General features: G+C 45.8%; 20 protein-coding genes and 1 pseudogene. 11 read left to right on the top strand and 10 right to left on the bottom strand.

What is annotated here, in order from left to right:
* Positions 1-115: 115 nt before the first annotated feature.
* On the bottom strand, positions 116-1351 hold the full coding sequence (locus JaK3_RS06270; RefSeq protein ID WP_068322264.1) for an MFS transporter: 1236 nt from the start codon (positions 1349-1351) through the stop codon (positions 116-118).
* A 53-nt stretch (positions 1352-1404) separates the two neighbouring features.
* Entirely contained in the window at positions 1405-4008 is a 2604-nt protein-coding gene (gene clpB, locus JaK3_RS06265) for an ATP-dependent chaperone ClpB (protein ID WP_068322263.1), read from the bottom strand.
* 93 nt (positions 4009-4101) lie between these two features.
* On the opposite strand from clpB, the gene JaK3_RS06260 reads away from it, so the two are divergent.
* Positions 4102-4356, top strand: coding sequence for a GIY-YIG nuclease family protein (locus JaK3_RS06260; RefSeq protein WP_068322262.1), 255 nt, complete (start codon positions 4102-4104; stop codon positions 4354-4356).
* Positions 4357-4385: 29 nt separating this feature from the next.
* Here JaK3_RS06260 and JaK3_RS06255 read toward each other — a convergent pair whose 3' ends face one another.
* The 7 genes from JaK3_RS06255 to JaK3_RS06225 are packed head-to-tail and all read right to left on the bottom strand — an operon-like array spanning position 4386 to position 12116.
* Positions 4386-6044 carry a carboxylesterase/lipase family protein gene (locus JaK3_RS06255; protein WP_068322259.1) on the bottom strand — a complete coding sequence of 553 codons (1659 nt, stop codon included), beginning with the start codon at positions 6042-6044 and terminating at the stop codon, positions 4386-4388.
* A gap of 25 nt (positions 6045-6069) precedes the next feature.
* Entirely contained in the window at positions 6070-6534 is a 465-nt protein-coding gene (moaE, locus tag JaK3_RS06250) for a molybdopterin synthase catalytic subunit MoaE (RefSeq protein ID WP_068322256.1), read from the bottom strand.
* 1 nt (position 6535) lies between these two features.
* Positions 6536-6793 carry a molybdopterin converting factor subunit 1 gene (moaD, locus tag JaK3_RS06245; RefSeq protein WP_068322255.1) on the bottom strand — a complete coding sequence of 86 codons (258 nt, stop codon included), beginning with the start codon at positions 6791-6793 and terminating at the stop codon, positions 6536-6538.
* 18 nt (positions 6794-6811) lie between these two features.
* Positions 6812-8035 carry a molybdopterin molybdotransferase MoeA gene (locus JaK3_RS06240; RefSeq protein WP_068322549.1) on the bottom strand — a complete coding sequence of 408 codons (1224 nt, stop codon included), beginning with the start codon at positions 8033-8035 and terminating at the stop codon, positions 6812-6814.
* A 55-nt stretch (positions 8036-8090) separates the two neighbouring features.
* Positions 8091-9533, bottom strand: coding sequence for a threonine synthase (gene thrC, locus JaK3_RS06235; RefSeq protein ID WP_068322248.1), 1443 nt, complete (start codon positions 9531-9533; stop codon positions 8091-8093).
* 19 nt (positions 9534-9552) lie between these two features.
* Positions 9553-10863, bottom strand: coding sequence for a homoserine dehydrogenase (locus JaK3_RS06230; protein ID WP_068322246.1), 1311 nt, complete (start codon positions 10861-10863; stop codon positions 9553-9555).
* Positions 10860-12116 carry a pyridoxal phosphate-dependent aminotransferase gene (locus tag JaK3_RS06225; RefSeq protein ID WP_068322243.1) on the bottom strand — a complete coding sequence of 419 codons (1257 nt, stop codon included), beginning with the start codon at positions 12114-12116 and terminating at the stop codon, positions 10860-10862. Before JaK3_RS06225 ends, JaK3_RS06230 begins: the two co-directional genes overlap by 4 nt.
* Before the next feature lie 79 nt (positions 12117-12195).
* Here JaK3_RS06225 and JaK3_RS06220 point away from each other — a divergent pair, with 79 nt between their 5' ends.
* From JaK3_RS06220 to JaK3_RS06175, 10 genes and pseudogenes are all read left to right on the top strand, one after another.
* Positions 12196-12573, top strand: coding sequence for an Mth938-like domain-containing protein (locus tag JaK3_RS06220; RefSeq protein ID WP_068322240.1), 378 nt, complete (start codon positions 12196-12198; stop codon positions 12571-12573).
* Positions 12573-14255, top strand: a complete 1683-nt coding sequence (locus JaK3_RS06215) for an ArnT family glycosyltransferase (protein ID WP_068322237.1) — start codon at positions 12573-12575, stop codon at positions 14253-14255. The genes JaK3_RS06220 and JaK3_RS06215 overlap by 1 nt, the downstream gene beginning before the upstream one ends.
* A 24-nt stretch (positions 14256-14279) precedes the next feature.
* On the top strand, positions 14280-15446 hold the full coding sequence (locus JaK3_RS06210) for a DegT/DnrJ/EryC1/StrS family aminotransferase (protein WP_068322234.1): 1167 nt from the start codon (positions 14280-14282) through the stop codon (positions 15444-15446).
* Between the two features lie 42 nt (positions 15447-15488).
* Positions 15489-16451: a glycosyltransferase gene (locus tag JaK3_RS06205; RefSeq protein WP_068322231.1), complete on the top strand. Its 963-nt coding sequence runs from the start codon at positions 15489-15491 to the stop codon at positions 16449-16451.
* Positions 16452-17321 carry a formyltransferase gene (locus JaK3_RS06200; protein ID WP_068322228.1) on the top strand — a complete coding sequence of 290 codons (870 nt, stop codon included), beginning with the start codon at positions 16452-16454 and terminating at the stop codon, positions 17319-17321.
* Positions 17322-17346: 25 nt separating this feature from the next.
* Positions 17347-18393 (top strand): bifunctional UDP-4-keto-pentose/UDP-xylose synthase, encoded by a 1047-nt coding sequence (locus tag JaK3_RS06195; RefSeq protein ID WP_068322225.1) that lies wholly within the window; start codon positions 17347-17349, stop codon positions 18391-18393.
* 22 nt (positions 18394-18415) lie between these two features.
* Entirely contained in the window at positions 18416-19333 is a 918-nt protein-coding gene (locus JaK3_RS06190) for a polysaccharide deacetylase family protein (RefSeq protein ID WP_068322221.1), read from the top strand.
* 40 nt (positions 19334-19373) lie between these two features.
* Positions 19374-19841 carry a peroxiredoxin gene (locus JaK3_RS06185; protein WP_068322215.1) on the top strand — a complete coding sequence of 156 codons (468 nt, stop codon included), beginning with the start codon at positions 19374-19376 and terminating at the stop codon, positions 19839-19841.
* Between the two features lie 232 nt (positions 19842-20073).
* Positions 20074-21723: a PhoH family protein gene (locus tag JaK3_RS06180; RefSeq protein WP_068322213.1), complete on the top strand. Its 1650-nt coding sequence runs from the start codon at positions 20074-20076 to the stop codon at positions 21721-21723.
* 25 nt (positions 21724-21748) lie between these two features.
* Positions 21749-22234, top strand: a pseudogene (locus JaK3_RS06175) (C40 family peptidase); the annotation flags it as partial.
* A 27-nt stretch (positions 22235-22261) separates the two neighbouring features.
* On the opposite strand, the gene JaK3_RS06170 reads toward JaK3_RS06175, so the two are convergent.
* Positions 22262-25414, bottom strand: a complete 3153-nt coding sequence (locus tag JaK3_RS06170) for an autotransporter outer membrane beta-barrel domain-containing protein (RefSeq protein WP_068322207.1) — start codon at positions 25412-25414, stop codon at positions 22262-22264.
* Positions 25415-25471 lie beyond the last annotated feature (57 nt).

Raw genomic sequence — 25471 nt, 5'->3', positions numbered from 1 at the left:
ATTTTTACTATGTGGAATGAATGCCCACGGTCTGGAATAAATTGAGAGGCTACTAATTGCGCCGCATTTTACGCAGCGTAATGACATTTCATATTATGAAATTATTAGAGCTCAACTAAGCGGTTTTTGGCGCAATACCGGCAGACACCTTAAATACCGTTGGAATGATCATGAGCTGGAAGGCAACAATACCCAGGAATAATGCATTTGGAAGGCTGGCATCCATAAAGAAGCCAAAGATAAAGGGGCCTACCGCAGCACCCAAATCAATTCCCGAATAAACGATTCCATAAACGCGTCCAGCAACACCTTTCGGAGTTACCGTTTTCACCAAAAGATCTCGTGAAGGAGCAACAACACCGTAGCCAAAGCCTAAGCCAAAAAATAAGATCGGAATAAGACCAGCTGGAATAAATCCAGTGCCTAGTAACAAACACATCACTATCGTTACAGATAAACAGGATGTCACGATACGTTCAGGCGCTTTCAACTTTGCAGCTAAATATCCACCGAACAAAACACCGCCAGCACTACCAAGCGCTAATAAGGTAATGTAATAACTTCCCACATCTAATGGGACTTGATAGATGGAAAACAATGCACTTGGTGCAAAGGATTGCAGGCTTGAAGTAGAAGCCATGCTGAAGAAAAAGAAAATCCAACATAACCATACGGCAGTTAACTTCAGAAATGCGAATGCACTCTCTTGCGCAACCCCAGGATTAGCGGCTTGGTTGCCTGCTTGAGTATCATTATGGCGCTCTTTGACGTTATCTAGAAGATAGCTTCGATTGACCCACAGAACCGCGAAGATACAAGCCTCCAGCAGGGCTGCGCTTAAGAATGCAATACGCCAATCGCTGAATTGGGCAATGGCAACCATGAAGGCAGGCGCTGCCGCCCAACCTAGGTAGCCCGTGACTCCATGCATTGAATAGGCGTACGGTAGATTAGGAGGTGACACCTTGTGATTAATGAGTGTGTAATCAACAGGATGAAAAATACCGTTACCGCAACCTGCGATAACCGCCCCCATTAAGAGCATGGCATAACCATTGCTTTGTGAATACACCAAGGCCGCAAGAATCAGTAAGCTAATACCACTAAACAGAACTGGCCTTGCGCCAATGCGATCCACTAAAAATCCTGAGGCGGCTTGAGCAATGCAAGACACCACAAAGAAAACTGACATGAGTAAACCGAGCTCGGCATAACTCAATGCAAAAGCATCCTTCAACCATGGAAACATGGGAGGAAGCACTAAATGAAAGAAATGAGAGCTGCCGTGAGCTAGGCTAATGAGACCAATAACCCGGACATCACTGGCACGCCTACTAAGCGCAACAGTCATGTACCGAGTTTACTGGCGCAGGGATATTCCTGCTGAAATAATGAAACTACTACTTAGTGAACCTGACGGCTAAAGCTAAATTCGCCGGCCTTATCAACATCTACAGGGACTACATCCTTAGGGCCGAACTTGCCTTCCAGAATCATCTTGGAAACAGGGTTCTCAATATGCTGCTGGATAGCTCGCTTCAGCGGTCTTGCTCCAAAAACAGGATCAAAACCCACCTCCGCAATCTTATTGAGGGCTGCATCGCTAACATCAAGCTGCATATCCACTTTTGCCAATCGATCCGACAAGTTTTTGAGCAGTATCTTCGCGATATTAGCGATATTGCCTTTGTCTAAGCCGTGGAACACCACGATCTCATCAATACGGTTCAAGAACTCAGGACGAAAATGATTTTTTAATTCCTCAAAAACCGCTTCCTTGATTTCAGATTGCTTCTTATCGGCCATTGATTGAATCAAATGAGATCCAATATTACTGGTCATCACAATCACCGTATTCTTAAAGTCTACTGTACGGCCTTGACCATCAGTTAAGCGACCATCATCTAGTACTTGCAAGAGAACGTTAAAGACATCTGGATGTGCTTTCTCAATCTCATCGAACAAGATCACGCTGTATGGATGGCGACGAACTTGCTCGGTTAAATAACCACCCTCTTCGTAGCCAACGTAGCCTGGAGGCGCACCAATTAAACGCGCAACACTGTGCTTTTCCATGAACTCACTCATATCAATACGAATAAGGTGGTCTTCACTATCAAACAAGAAACCAGCCAATGCCTTGCAAAGCTCCGTCTTACCAACGCCAGTAGGCCCAAGGAATAAGAACGAACCATAAGGACGATTCTCTTCTGCCAAGCCGGCACGTGAACGACGGATCGCATCGGACACTGCACGAATAGCTTCCTCTTGACCAACGACACGCTTATGTAAGAGCTCTTCCATCTTGAGCAATTTATCGCGTTCGCCCTGCATCATCTTGGAAACTGGAATACCTGTCGCACGAGAAACTACTTCAGCAATTTCTTCTGCGCCCACTTGAGTACGTAGTAATTTATTCTTCACCACGCCATCTTTGTCGCCCTTCGCTTCAGCAGCCGCAGCAGATTTAAGCTTAGCTTCGAGTTCTGGCAATTTTCCATACTGCAACTCAGCAACCTGCTCCAGCTTACCATCACGTTGTAACTTGGCGATATCAGCCTTAACCTTTTCAATCTCTTCCTTCAGATTGGCAGCACCTAGTACGGCACCCTTCTCTGCTTTCCAGATTTCTTCCAAATCAGCATACTCGGCACCAAGACGCTTGATCTCTTCTTCAATGAGACCAAGACGCTTTTGTGATGCTTCATCTTTTTCTTTTTTAACTGCTTCGCGCTCAATCTTGAGCTGAATGAGGCGACGCTCAAGCTTATCCATTACCTCAGGCTTGGAGTCAATCTCCATACGAATACGTGAACCGGCCTCGTCAATCAAGTCGATAGCCTTATCTGGTAAAAAACGATCGGTAATGTAGCGGTGTGACAACTCGGCAGCAGCCACAATAGCTGGATCAGTAATCTCAATGCCGTGATGCAGCTCATAGCGTTCTTGCAAACCACGCAAGATTGCAATCGTTGCCTCAACACTAGGCTCTTCAACCATCACCTTTTGGAAGCGGCGCTCTAGGGCAGGATCTTTTTCGATGTATTTTCGATATTCATCTAAGGTTGTTGCGCCGATGCAATGCAACTCACCACGTGCCAAGGCAGGCTTGAGCATATTGCCAGCATCCATTGCGCCATCGCCCTTACCAGCGCCAACCATCGTATGAATCTCATCGATAAAGATAATGGTTTGACCCTCGTCTTTAGCAACGTCACTGAGCACTGCCTTTAGGCGCTCTTCGAATTCGCCGCGGTATTTGGCGCCAGCCAATAGCAAAGCCATATCCAACACTAAGACACGTTTGTTCTTCAGTGTTTCAGGAACTTCGCCATTCACAATGCGCTGGGCCAAGCCTTCAACGATCGCTGTTTTTCCTACACCTGGCTCACCAATCAGCACGGGGTTATTCTTACCGCGGCGCTGCAATATCTGAATGGTGCGACGAATCTCATCATCACGCCCAATTACTGGATCAAGCTTGCCCATGCGAGCGCGCTCAGTTAAATCCACGGTGTATTTCTTTAAGGCCTCACGTTGACCTTCAGCATCTGCACTATTCACTGATTCTCCTCCGCGCACTAAATCAATAGCCGCTTCTAACGATTTACGATTTAAGCCATTCTCACGAGCAACCTTGCCGAGCTCGCCTTTGTCGTCTGCTACAACTAATAAAAACAGTTCACCCGCAATGAATTGATCATTGCGTTTATTGGCTTCTTTTTCACATAAGTTCAACCAATTACTGAGATCACGGCCAACCTGAACTTCCCCGCTAGTGCCCTGCACTTCGGGAAGGTTGCTGATAATCTTTTCCACACCTTTTTCAAGGCCAGCGACATTGACGCCTGCTCTTGTTAGCAAGCTCTTTGCGCCACCATCAGAATCACGCAACATTGCCAGCAACACATGGGCCGGCTCAATATATTGATTGTCTTTGGCTAAAGCGATACTTTGGGCCTCACTTAGGGCCTCTTGAAACTTGGTTGTTAATTTATCTATTCTCATTTATGCACTCCATATATCTATCTATAGAATATAAGGGCAATATCGCCAATTTCAAGGGTTTTTGAGCCCTTTTTAATCCTAATTTGACCCATTTTGACCTGGCTTGTTTACCTTCTAGAATGCTCTGACGGCACGTACTATGCCGGCATTACAAACCGTCTAGAGCATCGCCTAGAAGCTCACAACTCAGGGCAAGGCGCTCGCTATACAAGAGCTCGCAGACCAGTTGTTCTTTTAGCTACACAAGAGCACCCCGATCGATCTGAGGCCTCAAAGGCAGAGATCAAATTAAAGCAACTTCCCCGCTCTGAAAAGCTGGCATTCTTTAAAAACAAAAACCACCCTTAAGGGTGGTTGATTTGCTATTTACTTGAATTTTAGAAGGCGTCTTTTACACGCTCGATCGCATAGATTTCTCTTAAATGCAGAGCTTGATAAGCCACCCGATCTTTAAATAATCCTGTAATCGTTTCTGAGCCAGGTGAAAAATTTCTCATAACGTCTGCATTCAGGTTGTACATGGGCCAGTTTGCCTGACCACTCACATTTGGATTACCGGTTTTGGCAAATGCTGCCCAACTAGCAGATAACCTCTCTGACATTGCTTGATCCTGAGGGTTATTTTTATCCACAATCGGAAACCAGTCTTTTGGCCAGACATGCGTTTTCTTGAACCCAGCAATATCTTTTTCAATTCGATCGCATTGATTCACGCCAGTTAAGGCCTGCTTAGGAGCTTGGGTTACCAATCCCAAACTACCAAAGACATAAGGTATCTCGTATGTATGAGGCGCACCTGGTAAAGCGGCTCGAATATTTTGAGTTAAGTAATCAAAGTAATAGGCGTAGCCGGGAGCAATACCATTCATGCTATTCGCCAATAATTTGGTACTGGCACGATACATCAGATCCTGAATTACAAAAGAATTCAAAATACATTTATCTTTTACATTGGCATAAAGCTGCTCAATTATTTTTGGGTCTTCGTGCACATTCTTCAAAAAGACATCCAAGGCAGGCTCGCCAGGCAACATGAAGTCACTATCAAATGAGTTTGTGCCGATCATGAAAGGCACTTTCGCCTGCTTACCAGCGGCAAATAAAGGAATGGGGTCGCCCTTCAAAATCTGACCATCCACAAAAGGACCGCCAAACTCACCAGCATAGTAAGAATTGCCATCAAGTACTAGTTTTTGAACTGGTAATTTTCTTAATTCAGCTAATGATTTTGCGCCAAGAGCAGCCATAAATTTAGCGCCTATATCCACCTCTGGTGTTAAGCCAAAACGCTTTTCAGTCATTCCCCTTAAAGGGCTTTGTTGTGCACTTTGGGCAATCGCCTTGTGAAACAACCCCTTGGCTGCATCAGAAACCATTAACCAAGTCACACTTCTGCCACCAGCTGATTGACCAAAGATTGTTACGTTATTGGGATCTCCCCCAAATGCCTCAATATTCTTTTTAACCCACTTTAAAGAGGCAATTTGATCCATGGTGCCGTAATTACCTACTGGCTCTCCCTTGGCTTTTGCTTCCTCAATCAACTCTTTTGAAGCAAAGAAGCCCAATGATCCAAGACGATAGTCAACCGTAACAACGATGACACCATTCTTCACCAAATTGATTGGGGTGAACTGTGGATCTTTAGCGCCATCTACGATTAAACCGCCACCATGGAACCAAACCATGACTGGCAAATTCTTATTAGGTTTAGAGGGTGTAAAGACGTTGAGCTTTAAACAATCCTCGCTACCCGGCAGTCCAAGACCATCGTTAAGATTTTTAATATATTGCTGCGGACAAGCTCCGCCAAACTTACTAGCATCACGTGTTCCATTCCAAGCAAGCGCTGGTTGCGGAGGGCGCCAGCGCAAGTCACCCACAGGAGGGGCGGCGTAGGGAATATTTTTAAACGCCTGCATGTTGTACTCAATCACACCTTGCAAGCTGCCTGTTTCAATCTTAACAACAGGCCTCTCTGCAGCACATACACCAATAGCAATAGCAGTCAATAGCAAGGCAACTAATTTTTTCATTTGAATCTCTCTTGCGAAATACTGCTTAGATTTTATTCCAGCGGGCCATTGCAGCCTCGTCAGTCACGCGGGAGTCCACCCAACGAGCACCTTCAGGCGTATCTTCTTTCTTCCAAAATGGAGCTGCCGTTTTAAGGTAGTCCATGATGAACTCGCAGGCAGCAAAAGCCTCTCCCCTGTGAGCGCTGGTAACTGCAACAAGAACAATTTGATCCTCAGGTAAGAGTGGTCCCACTCGATGAATCACTAGAGTTTGATAGATGTCCCAACGTGCCTTGGCTTGATCCAGAATTTCTTGTAATGCCTTTTCGGTCATGCCGGGGTAATGCTCAAGCGTCATACCCTTTACTTGGCTACCGTCATTCATATCCCGGACAGTGCCCAAGAAAGAAACTACCGCGCCAACCCGTGGATCACCCTTGCGTAGTGCCGCTATTTCAGCGCTAAGATCAAAATCACTTTCTTGAACACGAATAGATGAATTGGACATACTAGCCACCGGTTACCGGAGGAAAGAAAGCTACTTCAGCCCCGTCTTGAAGAGCGGTATTGGCATCAACCATGTGTTGATTAAGGGCGCAGCGCAATACTTTGCCTTCTGCTAACACTTCAGACCAGGGGTTGCCGCGCTCGATAAGATGTGTCCTGAGTTCAGCAATCGTTTTAACTGTTGCCGGAACAGAAACACTCTCTTGCGAGACACCAAGAGCCTCACGCAATGAGGCGAAGAATCGTAATTCGAGTTTCATGAGCTAATCGTAAACCGATTATTTGAGGAGTGCATCAAATGGGATGTATTTCACCAACTCACCAGACTTGATTGGCTGATTTGGCGGGCAATCAACTAGGCCATCACCCCAAGAGGCGCTAGTGAGTACGCCTGAACTTTGATTTGGGTACAGATCAAGGCCTCCTTGATCATTAATCTTAACGCGCAAGAACTCATTGCGACGATCGGCTTTTAGCCAATCAAAGTCAGCACGCATTAAATATGATTGAAGATGCTTGGCTTCGCGTCCCTGGAGTTTCAAAATAAATGGGCGAACAAATAACAAGAAGGTAACAAAGCTAGAAACTGGGTTCCCAGGTAATCCAATAAACCAAGCTTCACCGTCTTTAGGCTCGCTTGATTTTCGTACCGCACCAAACGCTAGTGGCTTACCCGGTTTGATGGCAATTTGCCAAAGATCTAATCTTCCCTCAGCAGTGACTGCAGGCTTAATATGATCTTCTTCGCCAACTGATACACCGCCAGAGGTAATTATTAAGTCATGATCTTTGCTGGCTTTTCGTAATGCTTCGCGTGTTGCACCCAAGCGATCAGGAACAATACCTAAATCCGTAGCATCACAACCCAAAGACTTCAGGCAAGCCAATAAGGTATCGCGATTGGAGTTATAGATACCGCCAGGTTTTAATGGTTCACCCGGAAGCGCTAACTCATCACCCGTAAAGAATGCCGCAACTTTCACGCGACGTTTTACTTTGAGATGCGTTAAGCCGGCAGAAGCGGCAACACCTAACTCTTGAGGGCGCAAAAATGTGCCAGCAGTCAAGCAAGTCTTTCCGGTTGTTAAATCTTCGCCACTACGACGAATCCATTGACCCGAAGTAGGAGCAACATTAATAGTGACTTGATCGGGCTGAGCCCCAACCGTGCAATCTTCTTGCATTACAACGGCATCGGCACCAGGGGGAACAGGAGCGCCCGTGAAAATTCGGGCAGCAGTGCCAGGCTCTAATTGCGTTCCGATAGAGCCAGCTGGAATACGTTGAGCAATTCTCAATGCTTGTCCGGGTGTTACTGTATCAGCACAGCGAACCGCATAACCATCCATTGAGGTGTTATCCAATGGCGGTACATCCACCAAACTCTTTACATCTTCAGCCAGCACTCTTCCCAATGCTGCTTGTGTATTTACTTTTTCGCTCTCATTGACCGTCACTGCATTTGACAGCAAATGGTCTAAGGCCTGCTGCGCAGTCAACATTGGTGGCTTTGTCATAGGATGATTGCTTGTTGCTTAAAGTTTTGGGTTAAGTCGATTAACCAAGATGCGTTGTAATGAAAGCTTTAACTTGATTTACATCGGCATCGATATTTTCTACGCGCTGTGGCTTAGATTTAATATCCTTAAATGCAGGTGGGCATTCAGCAGGTCGACCCAAAGCAATCTCAATGGTTTCCTCAAACTTAATCGGTAGCGCTGTCTCCAGCACGATCATTGGAATACCAGCCTGCAGGTGTTCGCGAGCCACTTTCACACCATCAGCAGTATGCGTATCGATCATGACGCCATAGCGCTGATCAATGTCGCGAATAGTCTCTAAGCGATTCTCATGAGTGCTACGACCCGATTGAAAACCATACTTGCCCAGATCTTTGAAAACATCATCTTTAGAGATATCAAAGCCACCAGTTTCATCCACTTGCTTAAACATGCCTGCTGTAGCTTTGCCGTCTTGACCCATGAAATCAAATACAAAACGCTCAAAGTTACTGGCTTTAGAGATATCCATGGATGGGCTGGATGTATGCAGTGTCTCAGCGGACTTTCGTGCACGGTAGATACCGGTACGAAAGAACTCGTCAAGGACATCATTCTCATTGGTCGCCACAATCAGATGCTCAATCGGCAATCCCATCATACGCGCAATATGACCGGCACAAACATTACCAAAGTTGCCAGATGGCACGGTGAACGACACTTTTTCAACGCTAGACTTTGTTGCCAGCAGATACCCTTGAAAGTAGTAGACCACCTGAGCCACTACACGCCCCCAGTTAATGGAGTTCACTGTACCAATATGATTCTTTGCTTTGAAAGCGTGATCGTTACTCACTGCCTTCACAATATCTTGGCAGTCATCAAAGACGCCAGCTACTGCTAAGTTAAAAATATTTGGGTCTTGCAGGGAATACATTTGCGCAGATTGAAAGGCGCTCATCTTGCCGCGAGGTGAAAGCATAAATACCTTGACGCCCTCTTTGCCACGCATTGCATACTCAGCAGCACTACCAGTGTCGCCAGAAGTTGCGCCCAAAATATTGAGATGCTGACCTTTTTTCTTAAGAGCGTATTCAAAAAGATTACCGAGCAACTGCATAGCCATGTCTTTGAAGGCCAAAGTAGGTCCATTTGAGAGGCTTAATAGACCAATACGAGTTCCGTGCTCTTCACCCAACCAATGTATCGGGGTAATGTCTTTTGCGTTGTCCTGTGGACGTCCATTACAGTAAACCTGCTCGGTATATGTTTTACGCAAGAGTGCGCGCAAATCAGCCTCAGGAATATCGTCGGCATACAGACTTAAAACTTCGTAAGCCAAATCAGCATAAGACAAACCGCGCCAAGAATCCAACTGTGCTGCAGTGACCTTTGGATATTGAACGGGCAAATACAGGCCGCCATCAGGCGCCAATCCGCCTAACAAAATTTCTAAGAAGGATTGTTGCGGACTATTGCCGCGAGTGGACTGGTAACGCATGTATTTTGCTGAGTTTTACTTAAGAGAGATTTTCTAAACGGATCTTCACGACTTCACCGGCAACAGTTTTAAGAGCTTGAATCTCTTTAATCGCGGCAAGCATGTTCTTTTCTTTGGTTTCGTGAGTCAAGGCAACCAAATCAGTTTGACTCTCACCTTCATCAGCCTCTTTCTGCAAGAGCGCATCGATTGAAACGCCATGTGAAGCCAAAATTTTGGTGATATCTGCCAATACGCCAGCTTGATCAGCTACACGCAAGCGCAAGTAGTAGCTAGTGGTGATCTCACCAATTGGCAGCACTGGTGTGTCATGAACGGCATCCGCCTGGAAGGCCAAATATGGAACGCGATGCTCAGGATCGGCATTTAATAAGCGGGTAATGTCTACCAAGTCTGCGATCACAGCGGAAGCAGTTGGCTCAGAGCCTGCGCCCTTGCCGTAATACAAGGTAGTGCCAACAGCATCGCCAAATACTTGCACGGCATTCATAGCGCCTTCAACGTTTGCAATCAAACGCTTCGATGGAATGAGTGTTGGGTGTACGCGCAACTCAACACCAGTTGGTGTTTTCTTGGCAATACCTAACAACTTAATCCGATAGCCTAATTGCTCGGCGTATTTAATATCAATTGCGTCTAACTTAGTGATGCCTTCAATGTGTGCTTTTTCAAACTGCATTGGAATACCAAATGCAATCGCACTCATGATGGTCGCTTTATGCGCTGCGTCTACACCTTCAATATCGAATGTTGGATCCGCCTCCGCGTAACCCAAGCGTTGCGCTTCTTTGAGTACTGTCTGGAAATCCAAACCTTTATCACGCATCTCTGACAAGATGAAATTGGTTGTGCCATTAATGATGCCGGCGATCCACTCAATACGATTGGCAGTTAAACCTTCACGCAAAGCTTTAATAATTGGAATGCCGCCTGCCACTGCCGCCTCAAAAGCAACCATCACGCCTTTGTCATGCGCAGCTTTAAAAATCTCATTACCGTGAACAGCAATCAAAGCCTTATTGGCTGTCACTACGTGCTTACCAGCAGCAATCGCCTCCAGAACCAAGTCCTTAGCAATTCCATAACCACCAATCAGCTCAACAACAATATCAATCTCTGGGTTATTAATCACAGCGCGTGCATCACTCACCACTTGAGCACGATCCTTAACCAATTCTTTGGCACGCTCTACATTTAAATCAGCAACCGTATTAATACGAATGCCACGCCCAGCGCGACGGGTAATCTCATCTTGGTTACGTTCGAGAACAGTGAATACGCCACCACCAACAGTGCCAATACCTAAAAGACCTACTTGAATCGGTTTCATGATGCCTTTGCTGCAGTTGAAGAAGCCTTACGGCTGTGCTTATTACGATAACGCTCCAGGAAGCGTGCAAGGCGGCCAATAGCCTCCTTCAGCACATCTTCGTGAGGCAAGAACACTACGCGGAAGTGATCAGGTTTACCCCAGTTGAAACCGGAGCCCTGCACTAACAATACTTTTTCTTCTTTTAAAAGATCGGCAACAAATTGTTGATCATCTTCAATTGGGTAAACCTCTGGGTCTAACCTTGGAAATAAATACAAAGCTGACTTAGGCTTCACGCAAGTGACACCTGGAATATCGGTAATCAGTTTCCAGGCGAGATCACGTTGCTTCGCAAGGCGGCCACCGTCGCCAACTAAGTCATTAATGCTTTGGTAGCCACCTAATGCGGTTTGTATCGCATACTGGCCTGGCACGTTTGCGCAAAGGCGCATTGAGGCCAGCATGTTTAAGCCTTCAATGTAATCGCGCACCATCTCTTTATCACCCGAGACAATCATCCAGCCTGCACGGTAGCCGCACGAGCGGTAATTCTTTGATAGACCGTTAAAGGTGATAGTGACTACATCAGTTGACAAAGACGCAAGAGAAATATGCTTCTCGCCGTCATACAACATCTTGTCGTAAATCTCATCGGCAAACAAAATCAAACCGTGTTCGCGAGCAATATTTGTTAACTCGAGCAAAACTTCTTTGGAATAAATTGCGCCAGTAGGATTGTTTGGATTGATCACCACAATCGCTTTAGTGCGTGGCGTAATCTTTTTACGCAGATCGTTTAAGTCCGGAGCCCAATCTTTGGATTCATCACAAAGATAGTGCACAGGTGTACCACTCGACAAACTCACTGCAGCCGTCCACAGTGGATAGTCAGGTGTTGGCACCAAGACTTCATCACCATCATTTAAGAGGGCATTCATCGACAGCACGATGAGCTCAGAAACTCCATTACCTGTGTAAACGTCATCCAAGGCCACACCTTGAATACCTTTTTCTTGGCAGTACTGCATGATCGCCTTACGAGCCGAAAAGATTCCTTTGGAATCCGAATATGCTGAGGCGTTGCTTAAGTTGCGAATCATGTCCAACTGAATCTCTTCAGGAGGATCAAAACCGAAAACCCCTACGTTTCCGATGTTTAATTTGATGATTTTGTGACCCTCTTCCTCCATGCGCTGAGCAAGCTCGAGCACCGGCCCACGTATGTCATAACAGACGTTATCGAGCTTTTGGGACTTTCGGATTGGTTTCACAATAAATTAATGGGTAAGTTCTTGAAATATGAGAAAAAACAGCTAGCTATAATCCACATAATTATGACAGAGAGTCCACTTGAAGCTTCAATCTGACCCCCATTCCGGAGCGAATACGATCACTGGCTACGGCGATGGTTACGTAGAGATCAATAAGACTCCTTACGCCCATGCTGTTGTCCTGAGCTCGGATGGCGCCATCTCAGAGTGGTCAGCCCATTCATTTGACAACTTGGAAGCCCATCACTTCTCGCAACTCGTTGATTTAAAACCAGAATTAATCCTTATTGGGACTGGCAAACGCCAGCGCTTTCCTAAGCCAGAACTCCTTAAAGCCCTGATTTCCGCCAAAATTGGCTTTGAAATCATGGATTCTCAGGCCGCCTGCCGGACATACAACATCCTGGTGGGCGAAGGACGTCAGGTCCTGCTAGCTCTGATTGTGGAGCCCGTTTAATGCAATTTGGCCAAATTCGGCAGTCATCAGCCCTGCATCCGGGAAAAATTTTGTTGCTGGTCATTATTTATGGCTTGCTGTGGTTTGGCACATTGAACTACCGCCATCTCATCCCATCCGATGAAGGACGCTACGCCGAGATCGCCCGAGAAATGCTCGTAACCGGTGATTGGGTTACGCCTAGATACAACGGCTACAAGTATTTTGAAAAACCACCATTGCAAGCGTGGGCTACTGCAGCAGCATTTCAAGCGTTTGGTATTGGCGATTGGCAAGCACGCCTTTGGACTGCACTTACTGGATTTCTCACCATTCTCTTAGTTGGATTTACTGGCACTCGAATTTATAACGCTCGAGCAGGATGGTTAGCCGCCGTTGTATTGGCCTCAAGTCCGATGTGGGTTATCAGCGGTCACTTCAATTCGCTCGACATGGGCTTGTCTGCTTTTTTAGTCGCTGCACTTTGCAGTCTATTGCTGGCACAAACTTCTCAAAATAAAAACAGTTGTAGAAATTGGATGTGGGCATGTTGGGCTTTCATGGCACTAGCAACTTTATCTAAAGGTGTTATTGGCGCCGCAATTCCTGCAATGGTTTTTATTGCTTATTCCATTAGCACTTGGGATTGGAAAATTTGGACTCGGCTTCGTTTATTTAGTGGAACTATTTTGTTCTTAGCAATCACTGCGCCTTGGTTTATTTTGGTGGCACAGCGCAATCCTGAGTTTTTAGAATTCTTCTTCATTCATGAGCATCTACAACGTTTCACACAGGATGCTCACAGTAGAACAGGTCCTATTTATTACTTTGTGCCACTGCTACTGATTGGGCTACTTCCCTGGTTTCTACAGATCCCAGGATCAATTGCACAAGCCTGGAGTGAGCGCCGCCGTGAGTTTTCTGCTGGCTGGTTATTGGTCTGCTGGTTTGTAGTTATTTTTGCGTTCTTCAGTATCTCGCGCTCCAAATTACCCGGCTACATCATCCCAGTATTTCCTGCGCTTGCCCTACTCATTGGCAATCGATTAGATCGCTTGCTTGGTCATACGAATACGATGGCATTGCCTTGGAAATTACAAACAATAGGTTTCTCCATTTTGGGATGCATTGGATTTTTCTTTTTGGATGCCATCGGCAAACAAGCAAGACCTGATGAGATTAATGCGTATGCGCAATACACTTACTGGGTGATTGCTGCATTGATAGCGCTAATTATTTTTAGCGCTTATGCCGCATGGCAAAGTAAACGCAATGGCATTCAAAGTATCGTGAGTTTTGCTTGCGGATTTTTTCTGTGCGCCATCATTGCGGGAACAGGTCATGAGACATTAGGTCGTGCCGTCTCAGGCATTGATCTCGTAGAACGAGTGAAAGCATCCATTCCTGAAAAAGTAAATTTCTATTCTGTTCGTCTTTTAGATCACACCGTGCCCTTCTATTTAGGCAGAACGATGATCATGGTTGAATCCCCCGATGAGCTAGAGTTTGGCGTCAACCAAGAGCCCGATCTCTGGATGCCAACATTGGATGCATTTATTACTCGCTGGAAAGAAGATCAAACTGCCTATGCCCTCATGGTTCCAGAACAATTTGAGGCACTGAAGGCTCAGAATTTTCCAATGCAAGAAGTTGATCGCGATTCACGTAGAGTCATTGTGAAACACCCAGAAGCTTCGCAGTAGGTCATTAAAGTAATATAAGACATCATGTCAGACTCTAATCAACCATTTATCCCCTTTACGCGCCCTAGCTTCAATCAAGAAACGATTGATGCTGTTTCGGAAGTATTGCGTTCTGGTTGGGTAACATCAGGTCCAAAGCTGGCAGAGTTTGAAGCGAGCTTAAGCACTTACTTTGGCGGTCGCCCCGTCCGCTGTTTTGCTAACGGCACTGCAACGATGAAGATTGCCCTACAAGTTGCAGGCATTGGTGCTGGCGACGAAGTGATTACTACTCCAATCTCTTGGGTGGCAACATCGAATGTCATTTTGAGTGTAGGTGCTAAACCGGTGTTTGTAGATATCGATTCGGTCACGCGCAATATTGACCTCAATAAAATATCTGCTGCAATCACGCCAAAGACGCGAGCAATCATGCCGGTCTATTTGGCCGGCCTACCTGTTGATATGGATCAACTCTATGCATTGGCAAAGCAACACAATCTTCGTGTCATTGAGGATGCAGCACAAGCTTTTGGATCCCAATGGAAAGGCAAGAAGATTGGTAGCTTTGGTGACTTAGTCAGCTTTAGTTTTCAAGCAAACAAGAATCTCACCACCATTGAAGGTGGTTGCCTTGTGCTCAACAACGCAGATGAAGCAAAGCTTGCTGAGAAATTCCGCCTGCAGGGATTAACCCGTCAAGGCATGGACGGTATGGACGTCGATGTATTGGGTGGCAAAGATAATTTGACCGATGTGAATGCGGCAATTGGTCTTGAACAACTGAAACAGCTTCCTGCATATCAAGCACGTCGTGCTGCTTTAGCGCGCCAATACTTTGATGTCATTCGCGCTGAATTAAAAGCCGCTGGATTAGAGAATTTGAAGTTGGAACTTCCAGTTGAAAACTTTACTGAAAGTAACTGGCACATGTTCCAAGTAGTTTTACCGCTTGATCAGTTAAATACAGATCGCGCCCAAGTCATGACTGAGTTAAAAGATTTGGGTATTGGCACTGGCGTTCATTACCCCGCTATTACAGGCTTTACGCTGTATAAAAACCAAGGCTATAAAACCTCTGATACACCGATTGCAGAACGAATCGGCAAATCCATCCTCACACTTCCTCTATTCCCCGCAATGGCAGATGAGGATATTGGCCGTATAGCCAAGGGATTGATCGGAATTTTGCAGAAATATCGCAAAAACTAGCGTTATTGGGGTTGAGCCCTGAGAATCAGGCAAAATTGCTGCATGACTGCCAATTTAGTTGCCAACCCAACACTCAGTATTGTTATTCCCGTCTATAACGAGGAAGATGGTCTCCAAGCTCTCTTTGATCGCCTCTACCCGGCGCTTGATACGCTTGCCGCTAAACGCAAAATTACTTATGAAATCGTTTTCGTAAACGACGGTAGCAAAGATCGCTCCGCCGGCATTCTTTCTAAGCAGGTGGAATTACGCCCTGACGTCACTCGCGCTGTTTTATTTCATAGCAACTTTGGTCAACATATGGCGATCATGGCTGGCTTTGAATACGCCAAGGGCGAATACATTATTACCCTGGATGCGGACTTACAAAATCCACCAGAAGAGATTGATGCCTTAACTGAGCAACTTCTAAAAGGTCACGACTATGTCGGTACCATTCGCGCAGATCGTCAAGATAGCTTCTTTAGAAAATTTGCTTCACGCGCCATGAATCGATTGCGTGAAAACATTACCCGCATCACAATGACTGATCAAGGTTGCATGTTGCGTGGTTATAGCCGTCGCATTATTGACCTGGTTCGCCAATGCGATGAGAGCAACACTTTTATTCCAGCTTTGGCTTACACCTTCTCCGCTAACCCAGTTGAGATCTCTGTTAAGCATGAGGAGAGATTTGCTGGTGAATCTAAATACACCCTATATCAACTCATTCGCTTGAACTTTGACTTGGTTACCGGGTTTTCAATCATGCCACTGCAGATCTTTTCGATTCTCGGCATGCTCTTATCCCTTGCTGCTGGCAGCCTTTTCGCCTACCTTTTAGTGCGCCGCTTCGTTCTAGGCGCTGAGGTTGAGGGAGTATTTACCCTCTTCGCGCTGACTTTCTTCCTAATTGGTGTCATGCTCTTTGGGCTTGGTCTTTTAGGTGAATATATTGGTCGTATCTATCAGCAAATTCGCAAACGTCCTCGTTATGTTGTGCAAACTATTTTAGAGAAAAAATAATTGCACGCAGTCGTCTTTGCTTATCACGATGTAGGTGTTAATTGCCTGAAGGCACTTCTCAGCGCTGGCATACAAATTGATCTCGTGGTCACCCATCAAGATGATCCCAATGAAAATGTTTGGTTTGGGAGTGTGGCCAAACTGTGTACTGAGAAAAATATTCCGTACATCACACCTAATGCAAATGAATTGGTAGACCTCATTCCGAAGCTTCAAGCGCTTGCGCCGGATTACATCTTTTCCTTCTACTATCGCTTCATGATTCCGGAGCAGATACTGAAGTGCGCAAAAATTGCTGCTCTCAATATGCATGGCTCACTTCTACCAAAATATCGCGGACGTGCGCCAGTGAATTGGGCCATCTTGCATGGCGAAACAGAAACCGGTGCTACCTTGCATGTCATGGAAGCAAAGCCGGATGCAGGAGATATTGTTGGGCAAGCAGCCGTCAGTATTGGCCCAGATGAAACCGCTACTGATGTATTTGGCAAAGTAAGTCAGGCTGCTGTGACTGTCATTGAGCAGGTATTGCCTAGCTTGATTCAAGGAAATATCCCCCGAAAGCCTAATGAGCTCCAAAAAGGGAGCTATTTTGGAGGTCGGAAGCCTGCGGATGGCAAAATTCACTGGAATCAGGCTGCCAAACAGGTTCATGACCTCGTTAGAGCCGTTGCGCCACCCTATCCTGGCGCCTTTGCAGACTATGACGGTAAGACCATGATTGTTGGCCGAACTAGCCTAAATGGGCCATTTCCAGCCAATCTCGATCTTGGAGTTTGCGGCATCCAAGTGGTTGATAATCGGGTATTCGGCATTTGCGGTGACCGCCAAGCAGTAGAAATCTTGGAATGGTTTCCAGCAAGCAAATAAATTAGATTAAAACGAGGCAGTAAAGATGAAAAAAGTACTCATTCTTGGTGTTAACGGTTTTATTGGTCACCACCTTTCCAAGCGCATTCTTGAGACAACCGATTGGCATGTCTATGGCATGGATATGCAAAACGATCGTCTTGGTGACTTAGTAAATCATCCGCGCATGCACTTCTTTGAAGGTGACATCACCATCAATAAAGAATGGGTTGAGTATCACATTCGTAAGTGCGATGTCATCTTGCCTTTAGTTGCTATTGCTACACCAGCAACTTATGTTCAGCAGCCACTCAAAGTGTTTGAGCTCGATTTCGAAGCCAATCTTCCAATCGTGCGCTCTGCAGTGAAATACAAAAAGCATTTGGTATTCCCATCCACATCTGAAGTGTATGGAATGTGTGAGGATAGTGAATTCGATCCCGCTAAATCCAATATGGTTTACGGTCCAATCAATAAGCCACGTTGGATCTATGCTTGCTCTAAACAGTTGATGGATCGCGTAATTTGGGGCTACGGCATGGAAGGCTTACGCTTTACCCTCTTCCGCCCATTTAACTGGATTGGCCCTGGTCTCGATAGCATCTACACACCAAAAGAAGGCTCTTCCCGCGTTGTGACTCAGTTCTTGGGTCATATTGTTCGTGGCGAATCTATTAACGTTGTTGATGGTGGCGCCCAGAAGCGCGCCTTTACTTATGTTGACGATGGTATCGATGCCTTAATGCGCATCATCGACAACAAAGATGGTGTTGCTAACGGCAAGATCTACAACATCGGCAATCCAAAAAATAATCACTCTATTCGTGAACTCGCGAATCAGATGCTAGAAATTGCTCGCAGCATTCCTGAATATGCGAAGACTGCTAATGAAGTGAAGATTGTAGAAACTACTTCTGGTGCTTACTACGGTGAAGGTTATCAAGACGTTCAAAATCGTGTGCCAGCAATTGATAACACAATGAGCGAACTAGGTTGGAAGCCAACCACTACGATGTCCGATGCGCTCAAGAATATTTTTGAAGCCTATCGCGAAGATGTAGAAAAAGCACGCACCTTGGTCGACAAAGAATAAAAGAAAGCAAACCCAAAGGTTCATGGCTAAGATTGCTCTCAAGGTTGATGTTGATACCTTACGCGGCACCAAAGAAGGCGTACCTAATTTAGCTCGCACGCTTGAGCGCTTTGGACTTAAGGCGACCTTTCTCTTTAGCCTTGGACCGGATCACACCGGCTGGGCTTTAAAGCGCGTTTTCCGACCAGGCTTTCTGAAAAAAGTGAGTCGCACTTCCGTTTTAGAGCACTACGGCATTAAGACATTGCTCTACGGTGTTCTGCTCCCAGGACCAGACATTGGTAAGAAGGCTGCAGCAGAAATGCGCGCTATCGATCAAGCAGGTCATGAGACTGGCATTCACACCTGGGATCACGTTGCCTGGCAAGATGCAGTACGTACTCAAGATGCGCAATGGACAAAGTCCATGATGCAAAAGAGCTGGGATAGATTTGTAGAGATTTTTGGTCATGCGCCAGTTACTTATGGCGCTGCTGGATGGCAAATGAATTCAGCAGCTTTTGAACAGCTCGATCAATGGGGGATTACTTACTCATCTGATGGTAGGGCCGAACCTAACCTCATACCCTATCGCCTTGAACTACCTTCTGGTAAAGCTAAGCATGTTCAATACCCAACAACACTCCCTACATTTGACGAACTGATTGGCATCGATGGTGCCGATGAGTTTGGTGCAGTCAAAAAGCTTTTAGAGATCACTCAAAGCAACCCTAATGACCAAGTCTTCACGCTACACGCTGAGCTAGAGGGGCAAAAACTGTTACCTGCATTTGAGCAGCTATTGGCTGGATGGCTAAATCAAGGTCACGATCTTGTGACAATGGGCGAGCTTCATAAATCCTGGAAAGCCACTAAACAACTCGATAAAATAGCTGTATTGCCACTGACCTGGGGTGAAATACCTAATCGCAGTGGTGAATTAATCATTCAAAATAACTAATAATTCAATAAGCAGTAGAGACAACTAACGAAGGATCATCATGACAGTAGCTATCGGTAAACCTATGCCGCAGTGCGCAATTCCAGCAACCTCTGGATTGACATTCTCACCTGCATCCGCAAAAGGCAAAAAACTGGTTCTTTATTTTTACCCTAAAGACATGACTCCTGGCTGCACAGCTGAGTCCGGTGAATTTAGAGACAACATTGAAGCATTCACTAAGGCCAATACTCTGGTGGTAGGGGTTTCCCGAGATAGCCTCAAATCTCACGATAACTTCCGCAGCAAACTAGAGCTTCCTTTTGAGCTGGTTGCCGATACCGAAGAAAAGCTTTGCCAGATCTTTGGTGTCATGAAAATGAAGAATATGTACGGCAAACAAGTCCGTGGCGTAGAGCGCAGCACCTTCTTATTTGACTCCTCCGGAAACCTGGTTAAAGAGTGGCGCGGCCCTAAGGTTCCAGGCCATGTGACAGAGGTGTTACATGCAGCCCAAGCCACCAAATAATTTTTACAACAATTTGTTCTAGGGTGCTTGCAAACCCCAAAATTTGGGGTAAAGTGATTCATATGCACCGTAAACGACGGGAAAGTCTGACAATCCGTTTGAATCAGAAACCTGAATATTTCAGATCAGGTTTGGAGAGCAACCCCCGCCGTTTTTTAAGTCTCAATGCAATCAGTTTCGTAATAAGCCGTCAATGCACTCCGCTTGGCGGTTTTTTCTTTTAGGAGAGTCCATGCCACTGCCCCCAATCCCCACTCAAATTGCTGATCAAGTGAAGCTCAGTCGCAAAGATACTCCCGACTTAAAGAGGCGCCCTGCTCCAGCAAAACCAGTGGTAGTAGAAGCGGTTGATTGGACCAATGATGTAGAAGAAGATTTAACTGAGGCTGAAGTAGCCCTCGAGAAAATTAAATTAGATCGCAGCCCAGTTCGCAGCGAAACTAAAGCGCCTACGCCTGCAAAACCAAAACGCGTAATACGTACTGGACCTCCAAGTTTGTTTGTTTTGGATACCAACGTCTTAATGCACGATCCAAGCTCCCTATTCCGCTTCTCAGAGCATGATCTGTATCTGCCAATGACCACTCTAGAAGAGCTGGATAACCACAAGAAGGGAATGACCGAGGTAGCACGCAATGCGCGTACCGTCAGCAGATCCCTGGATCAGCTTATTGCCGGTACCAGTGGTACCTTGGATGATGGCATCCCTCTCAATAAACTTGGGAATCAAGATGTCACAGGCCGTCTATTCTTTCAAACCAAATTAACAACACAAGCATTGCCAGAGGGGCTTCCTGAAGGCAAGGGTGATAACTTAATTTTGGCGGTAGTTAGCGAACTGCAAAAGACACGCAAGGGTCAAGAAGTAGTGTTGGTATCCAAAGATATCAATATGCGCATCAAAGCCCGCGCATTGGGATTGCCTGCTGAAGATTATTTCAATGACCAGGTTTTAGAAGATCGCGACTTGATGTATGCCGGTGTGATGACATTGCCAGCAGATTTTTGGCCTAAGCATGGCAAGGATATGGAGAGCTGGGCAGACTCCAAATCTGGCACGATGTTCTACCGAGTGACGGGCCCCTCCGTTAATAGCATGTTGGTAAACCAATTTGTTTATCAAGAAAATCCAGATGGCTCAACACCGTTCTATGCTCAAGTTAAAGAAATTAATGGCAAGACTGCCCTCCTTCAGACATTGAGAGACTTCTCTCACCAGAAAAATAATGTGTGGAGTGTGACAGCACGTAATCGTGAGCAAAACTTTGCCATGAACTTGCTCATGAACCCAGATGTGGACTTTGTGACTTTGCTAGGCCAAGCAGGAACCGGCAAGACCTTGCTAGCATTGGCAGCTGGTCTTGAACAGGTTCTTGATAGTAAGCGTTACAACGAGATCATCATCACACGCGCCACAGTACCAGTTGGCGAAGATATTGGCTTCCTCCCAGGTACCGAAGAAGAAAAGATGCAACCCTGGATGGGCGCATTTGATGACAACCTCGAAGTCTTGCAACGTAATGATGATGGTGCTGGTGAGTGGGGTCGTGCTGCTACTCAGGAATTGATTCGTTCACGCATCAAAGTAAAGAGCATGAACTTTATGCGCGGCAGGACATTTGTCAGCAAGTTCGTCATCATTGATGAAGCTCAAAACCTCACACCAAAGCAAATGAAAACCCTGGTTACCCGCGCGGGACCAGGAACCAAAATTGTTTGCTTAGGAAACATTGCCCAGATCGACACTCCATACTTAACTGAGGGCTCCTCTGGCTTAACTTATGTAGTTGATCGCTTCAAGGGTTGGCGTCATGGCGGCCATGTGACTCTGGCTCGAGGTGAGCGCTCTCGTCTCGCGGATCATGCTGCTGACGCACTCTAAGCAAGCCCCCTCATGCCGCACTCTTCTGGGGTGCGGCATTTTTATTTGCAGCTTACTCATCCTAAGCGGATGCAGCACGTTCAGCGGTAAATCTAGCTCATCCTCCAAGGTTGCTCAATTCAAGCAAGACACTAGTGTTGGTACTGAAGATATCTCAATAGCAGCGGTAGGCTTAGTAGATGTACCTTACCGCTATGGAGGCAATACACCAAAAGGTGGTTTTGATTGCAGCGGTCTGATTGTTTATGTCTACAACAAAGCAGCGGGAATCAAATTGCCTCGCACTATTCAGCTCATGAGTACCAAAGGAAGGAGTATTGAAGGTCAACCACCTGCTCCAGGTGATCTAGTTTTCTTTAATACTACCGGTGAAAAATATTCCCACGCTGGTATCTATGTTGGACAAGGCAGATTTGTGCATGCCCCGAGTGCCGGCGGAACCGTACGCCTCGATTACATTACCTCGCCATATTGGGCGGCGAAGTTTACTGAAGCACGCCGTATGGCGCCTCAGTAAACCAAGTAGAGCGCCATCTATTTAGAAACGGGTCTGCAGACCAATTCTGCCTGAATAGGCTTGATAAGTTCCCACCAAAGAGTTATCAACAGCCAAGTTCAGGAACAGATTGGTATCTTTTGTAATACGCGCGTTTACTTCAGCATCTACCGTCATCCAGCGTGAGTTTACTTGTGATTGGAATGTAATTGGGTTGACACCATATAGCGAAGCCATTGTGGTACTTGTACCGGCATTAAAAATGCTCCAATAACTTGCGCGTAAATATGCGAAAACTGGAGTGCTGCCAATCACATCTTTATGACCTGCCAATAAACCTAAACGACCACGAGTCATCTCACTCTTATTAAAGTTCACCTGACCATACGCATCAGTTGCGTTATTCATACCAATGGCGTCATAAACAATTTGAGCTTGCGGAGAAATTAAGAACTTATCCACATTCCAGCGACCGCCCCCTTCAATGGAGCCTGTAAAGCCTGAGCCCTGGGTGCGTAACTGAGCACCTTGTACAGAGCCAGCTCCAGCATTTAGGTAGCGAGTACCTTGAGCAAGAGCATCCACATACAAGCCGTTGCTTGCAAAATGAGTGCCATATAAACCTAAGGAATAAGCCTGCATACCGTTGATGCTACCGGTAGAGATGCCGCCACTCTGGCTGGAGGTATTTGCATTAGCACTACCAATAGTGACATAAGGACCCACATAGGAGCTTGAGCCACCCTGCTCTTCATTCTGATAAACATCTACGCCAAGCTGTAATGCATAGGCATTGAAATTCATCTTCGGACCCTCATTTGCACTAGATGGAGTAGATGTGCCTGTCTTACCTATAATGCGCGCCCAATCATTAGCCTTTTTCTTGGGACCACCTTGCGGATCAACTAAATTCAGATCGCCACGACGTTGATCTAATGTATCTACAGCGGTTTGTGCGTATAGCTGTACTAAAGAAGGCACTGCTGGATAAACAGCAACCTCAATACGTTCGCCAGCAGAAGGAGTTAAAACAGGAGCAGGAGGAGCAACAGTCGTTGGTGTGGATGAGCTGCCAGATGATCCTGAAGTTGTCGCTGGAGCTGGCGCCTGAGTCGATAAGTACCAAGAATTGCCAGTACCGCTAGCGCCCCCTTGATACAGCTTGTATTCATAGGCGCCAGCAGCAACACGCTGGTTTAAGGCAAATGCACCAGTAGTGGAAGTGCCATTCACAATCACCACAGGAATTCCATTTCCATTGGTTCGATTGCCCAAGCCGCCCTTGTCGGTAATGGTGAGACCAGTGGTACCAGAGGCATTGCCGGTCACCGTTAAAGTATCAGACACCGGCGCAGAAGCAGGCGCGTACACGCCACCAACAAAGTTACCGCCGTTGCCGATGTAGTTACCATTGATCGTTAAGTTAGTTGGAGCGCCATTAAATGAAGGTGTGATAGATCCTGAGTTAATCACATTGCCGTTAATAACGCCGCTACCTTGTAAGTTCGCGCTAGCAGCAATAGAGGTATTAGATGTTGTAGAGCCAGTCAGAATGAGGCTGCCTGAATTAATGGCAGTCTCACCGCTATAGGTATTTGCCCCCGAAACGATGAAGGCTCCAACCCCATTTTTTACCAAACCGCCTGAGCCGCTAATTATTCCTGAAAACTCAGTACTCACACCCGAGCCACCAGTAGTCAATATTCCAGAGCCCAATGCTACAGAACCAGCTCCAGACAATGATGCAACCGTCTGAGAATTTCCATTCATCTGCAATGTTGCACCAGAACTAATTGTCAATGGAGTTGTTGCAGGCAATGTGTTTATAGCTCCAGCAATGATTGATCCAGCCTGAATATTAGTAGCACCAGTGTATGTATTTGCGCCAGACAAGGTAAGGACACCATCACCAGTTTTAGTAATACTAGAGGCGGCTGCAGTTGGACTAGTTTGGTCCTTAATGGCTGATGTAATGGCCAGAGTAGAAGCTCCATCAACATTAATTTTTCCTGAGACTAATTCATAACCGGAAGAATTATTCATCACAACATTAGAGTTATTTGCCGCATTAATAATATTCAGACCGGTTATCGAATTATTTAAGTTTGTATTAGATAGGCTATTAAAATTCAAGGTTTCTTGAGTATTACCTTTATTAAAACTAATTCCACCCACCAAGCTAGAGCCGCCATAGAGAGTTACTGAGTTATTGGAACCGCCGGTTGTTGAGCCCGCAAAATTAATGGCAGTAGAGGAGGCATTGGCAGCAGAAATAGTGCCGTAGTTGTATATATCTACCCCAGGCTGCTGAGCACTATAGATAGCATAATTAGCACCATTTGGAGCGCCAATCACACCAGATGAAGTATTTGTAATAGTGGTGCGATTGGCATTGGCATTGTTATCAATTTGAATACCATTTCCACTACCTGACGCACCGGCTACACAATTACTTCCAATCATTAGTGATGGACAAATTGTTCCTGAGTTGATGATATTTGCTGCGCCCGTTACTTGAATTCCGTTTGAATTAGCGCCCTGAGCAGAGATCACTCCTGAATTATTAATAACAGTAACCGCGCCACCATTAACAACTTGAATACCATTCGCTCCAGAGCCCGCAGTCGTTATTGATCCAGTATTGATAATTGTATTTGCTACAGACCCCGCGTTCGTAGCGCTAATATAAATACCAGAAGCATTAGTGCCACCTGTATAAATAGTTCCATTATTGGTAATTGTGCTGCCGCCGGCTTGCGATCTTCCATTTGCACCGGATGAAATGCCGTAGCCATAATAAAAAGCACTGGTATTTAAATTGCCATCATTCAACACAGTTGCTGCACTACCAATTCCTACAGTAGAACCATTAATAATGAGTGACGCTCCTGAATTGATGTTAACCGTAACACTATTGCCTGCCGTTGTATTTGATTGCGCAGAAATAACGCCAGCAGACGTGCTTCCAACGCCGATACAAGTTACTGTAGTTCCATTCACATCTGGAGTGTAGTTATCGCAACTTCCTGCCGCCATCAAAGGTGAAGAAAAGCTGAGGAGGATATATGCAATACCAAAACTAAGGAGGTTATGGAATAAAAACTTGCTTTTCATTGGGTTGGCTTTAACAAATTTAAGGGCGGATGTAGCGACTAAACTACTGATATCAATAGCAATAATGATAATTATCTGCACAGTTAATATCTATTAACTCTTAAGCTAATACCCCTAGACCAAATAATCAGAAATAAT

Source organism: Polynucleobacter yangtzensis (assembly GCF_001595965.1).
GTDB classification, from domain to species: domain Bacteria; phylum Pseudomonadota; class Gammaproteobacteria; order Burkholderiales; family Burkholderiaceae; genus Polynucleobacter; species Polynucleobacter yangtzensis.
The sequence above is the reverse complement of the archived record's forward strand: the minus strand, read 5'-3'. Positions and strand labels throughout refer to the sequence as shown.

Coding starts and splice junctions, on each gene's coding strand:
- JaK3_RS06270 (WP_068322264.1), bottom strand. CDS start 1,351: ATGACTGTTGCGCTTAGTAGGCGTGCCAGTGATGTCCGGGTTATTGGT.
- clpB (WP_068322263.1), bottom strand. CDS start 4,008: ATGAGAATAGATAAATTAACAACCAAGTTTCAAGAGGCCCTAAGTGAG.
- JaK3_RS06255 (WP_068322259.1), bottom strand. CDS start 6,044: ATGAAAAAATTAGTTGCCTTGCTATTGACTGCTATTGCTATTGGTGTA.
- moaE (WP_068322256.1), bottom strand. CDS start 6,534: ATGTCCAATTCATCTATTCGTGTTCAAGAAAGTGATTTTGATCTTAGC.
- moaD (WP_068322255.1), bottom strand. CDS start 6,793: ATGAAACTCGAATTACGATTCTTCGCCTCATTGCGTGAGGCTCTTGGT.
- JaK3_RS06240 (WP_068322549.1), bottom strand. CDS start 8,035: ATGTTGACTGCGCAGCAGGCCTTAGACCATTTGCTGTCAAATGCAGTG.
- thrC (WP_068322248.1), bottom strand. CDS start 9,533: ATGCGTTACCAGTCCACTCGCGGCAATAGTCCGCAACAATCCTTCTTA.
- JaK3_RS06230 (WP_068322246.1), bottom strand. CDS start 10,863: ATGAAACCGATTCAAGTAGGTCTTTTAGGTATTGGCACTGTTGGTGGT.
- JaK3_RS06215 (WP_068322237.1), top strand. CDS start 12,573: ATGCAATTTGGCCAAATTCGGCAGTCATCAGCCCTGCATCCGGGAAAA.
- JaK3_RS06210 (WP_068322234.1), top strand. CDS start 14,280: ATGTCAGACTCTAATCAACCATTTATCCCCTTTACGCGCCCTAGCTTC.
- JaK3_RS06205 (WP_068322231.1), top strand. CDS start 15,489: ATGACTGCCAATTTAGTTGCCAACCCAACACTCAGTATTGTTATTCCC.
- JaK3_RS06195 (WP_068322225.1), top strand. CDS start 17,347: ATGAAAAAAGTACTCATTCTTGGTGTTAACGGTTTTATTGGTCACCAC.
- JaK3_RS06190 (WP_068322221.1), top strand. CDS start 18,416: ATGGCTAAGATTGCTCTCAAGGTTGATGTTGATACCTTACGCGGCACC.
- JaK3_RS06185 (WP_068322215.1), top strand. CDS start 19,374: ATGACAGTAGCTATCGGTAAACCTATGCCGCAGTGCGCAATTCCAGCA.
- JaK3_RS06180 (WP_068322213.1), top strand. CDS start 20,074: ATGCCACTGCCCCCAATCCCCACTCAAATTGCTGATCAAGTGAAGCTC.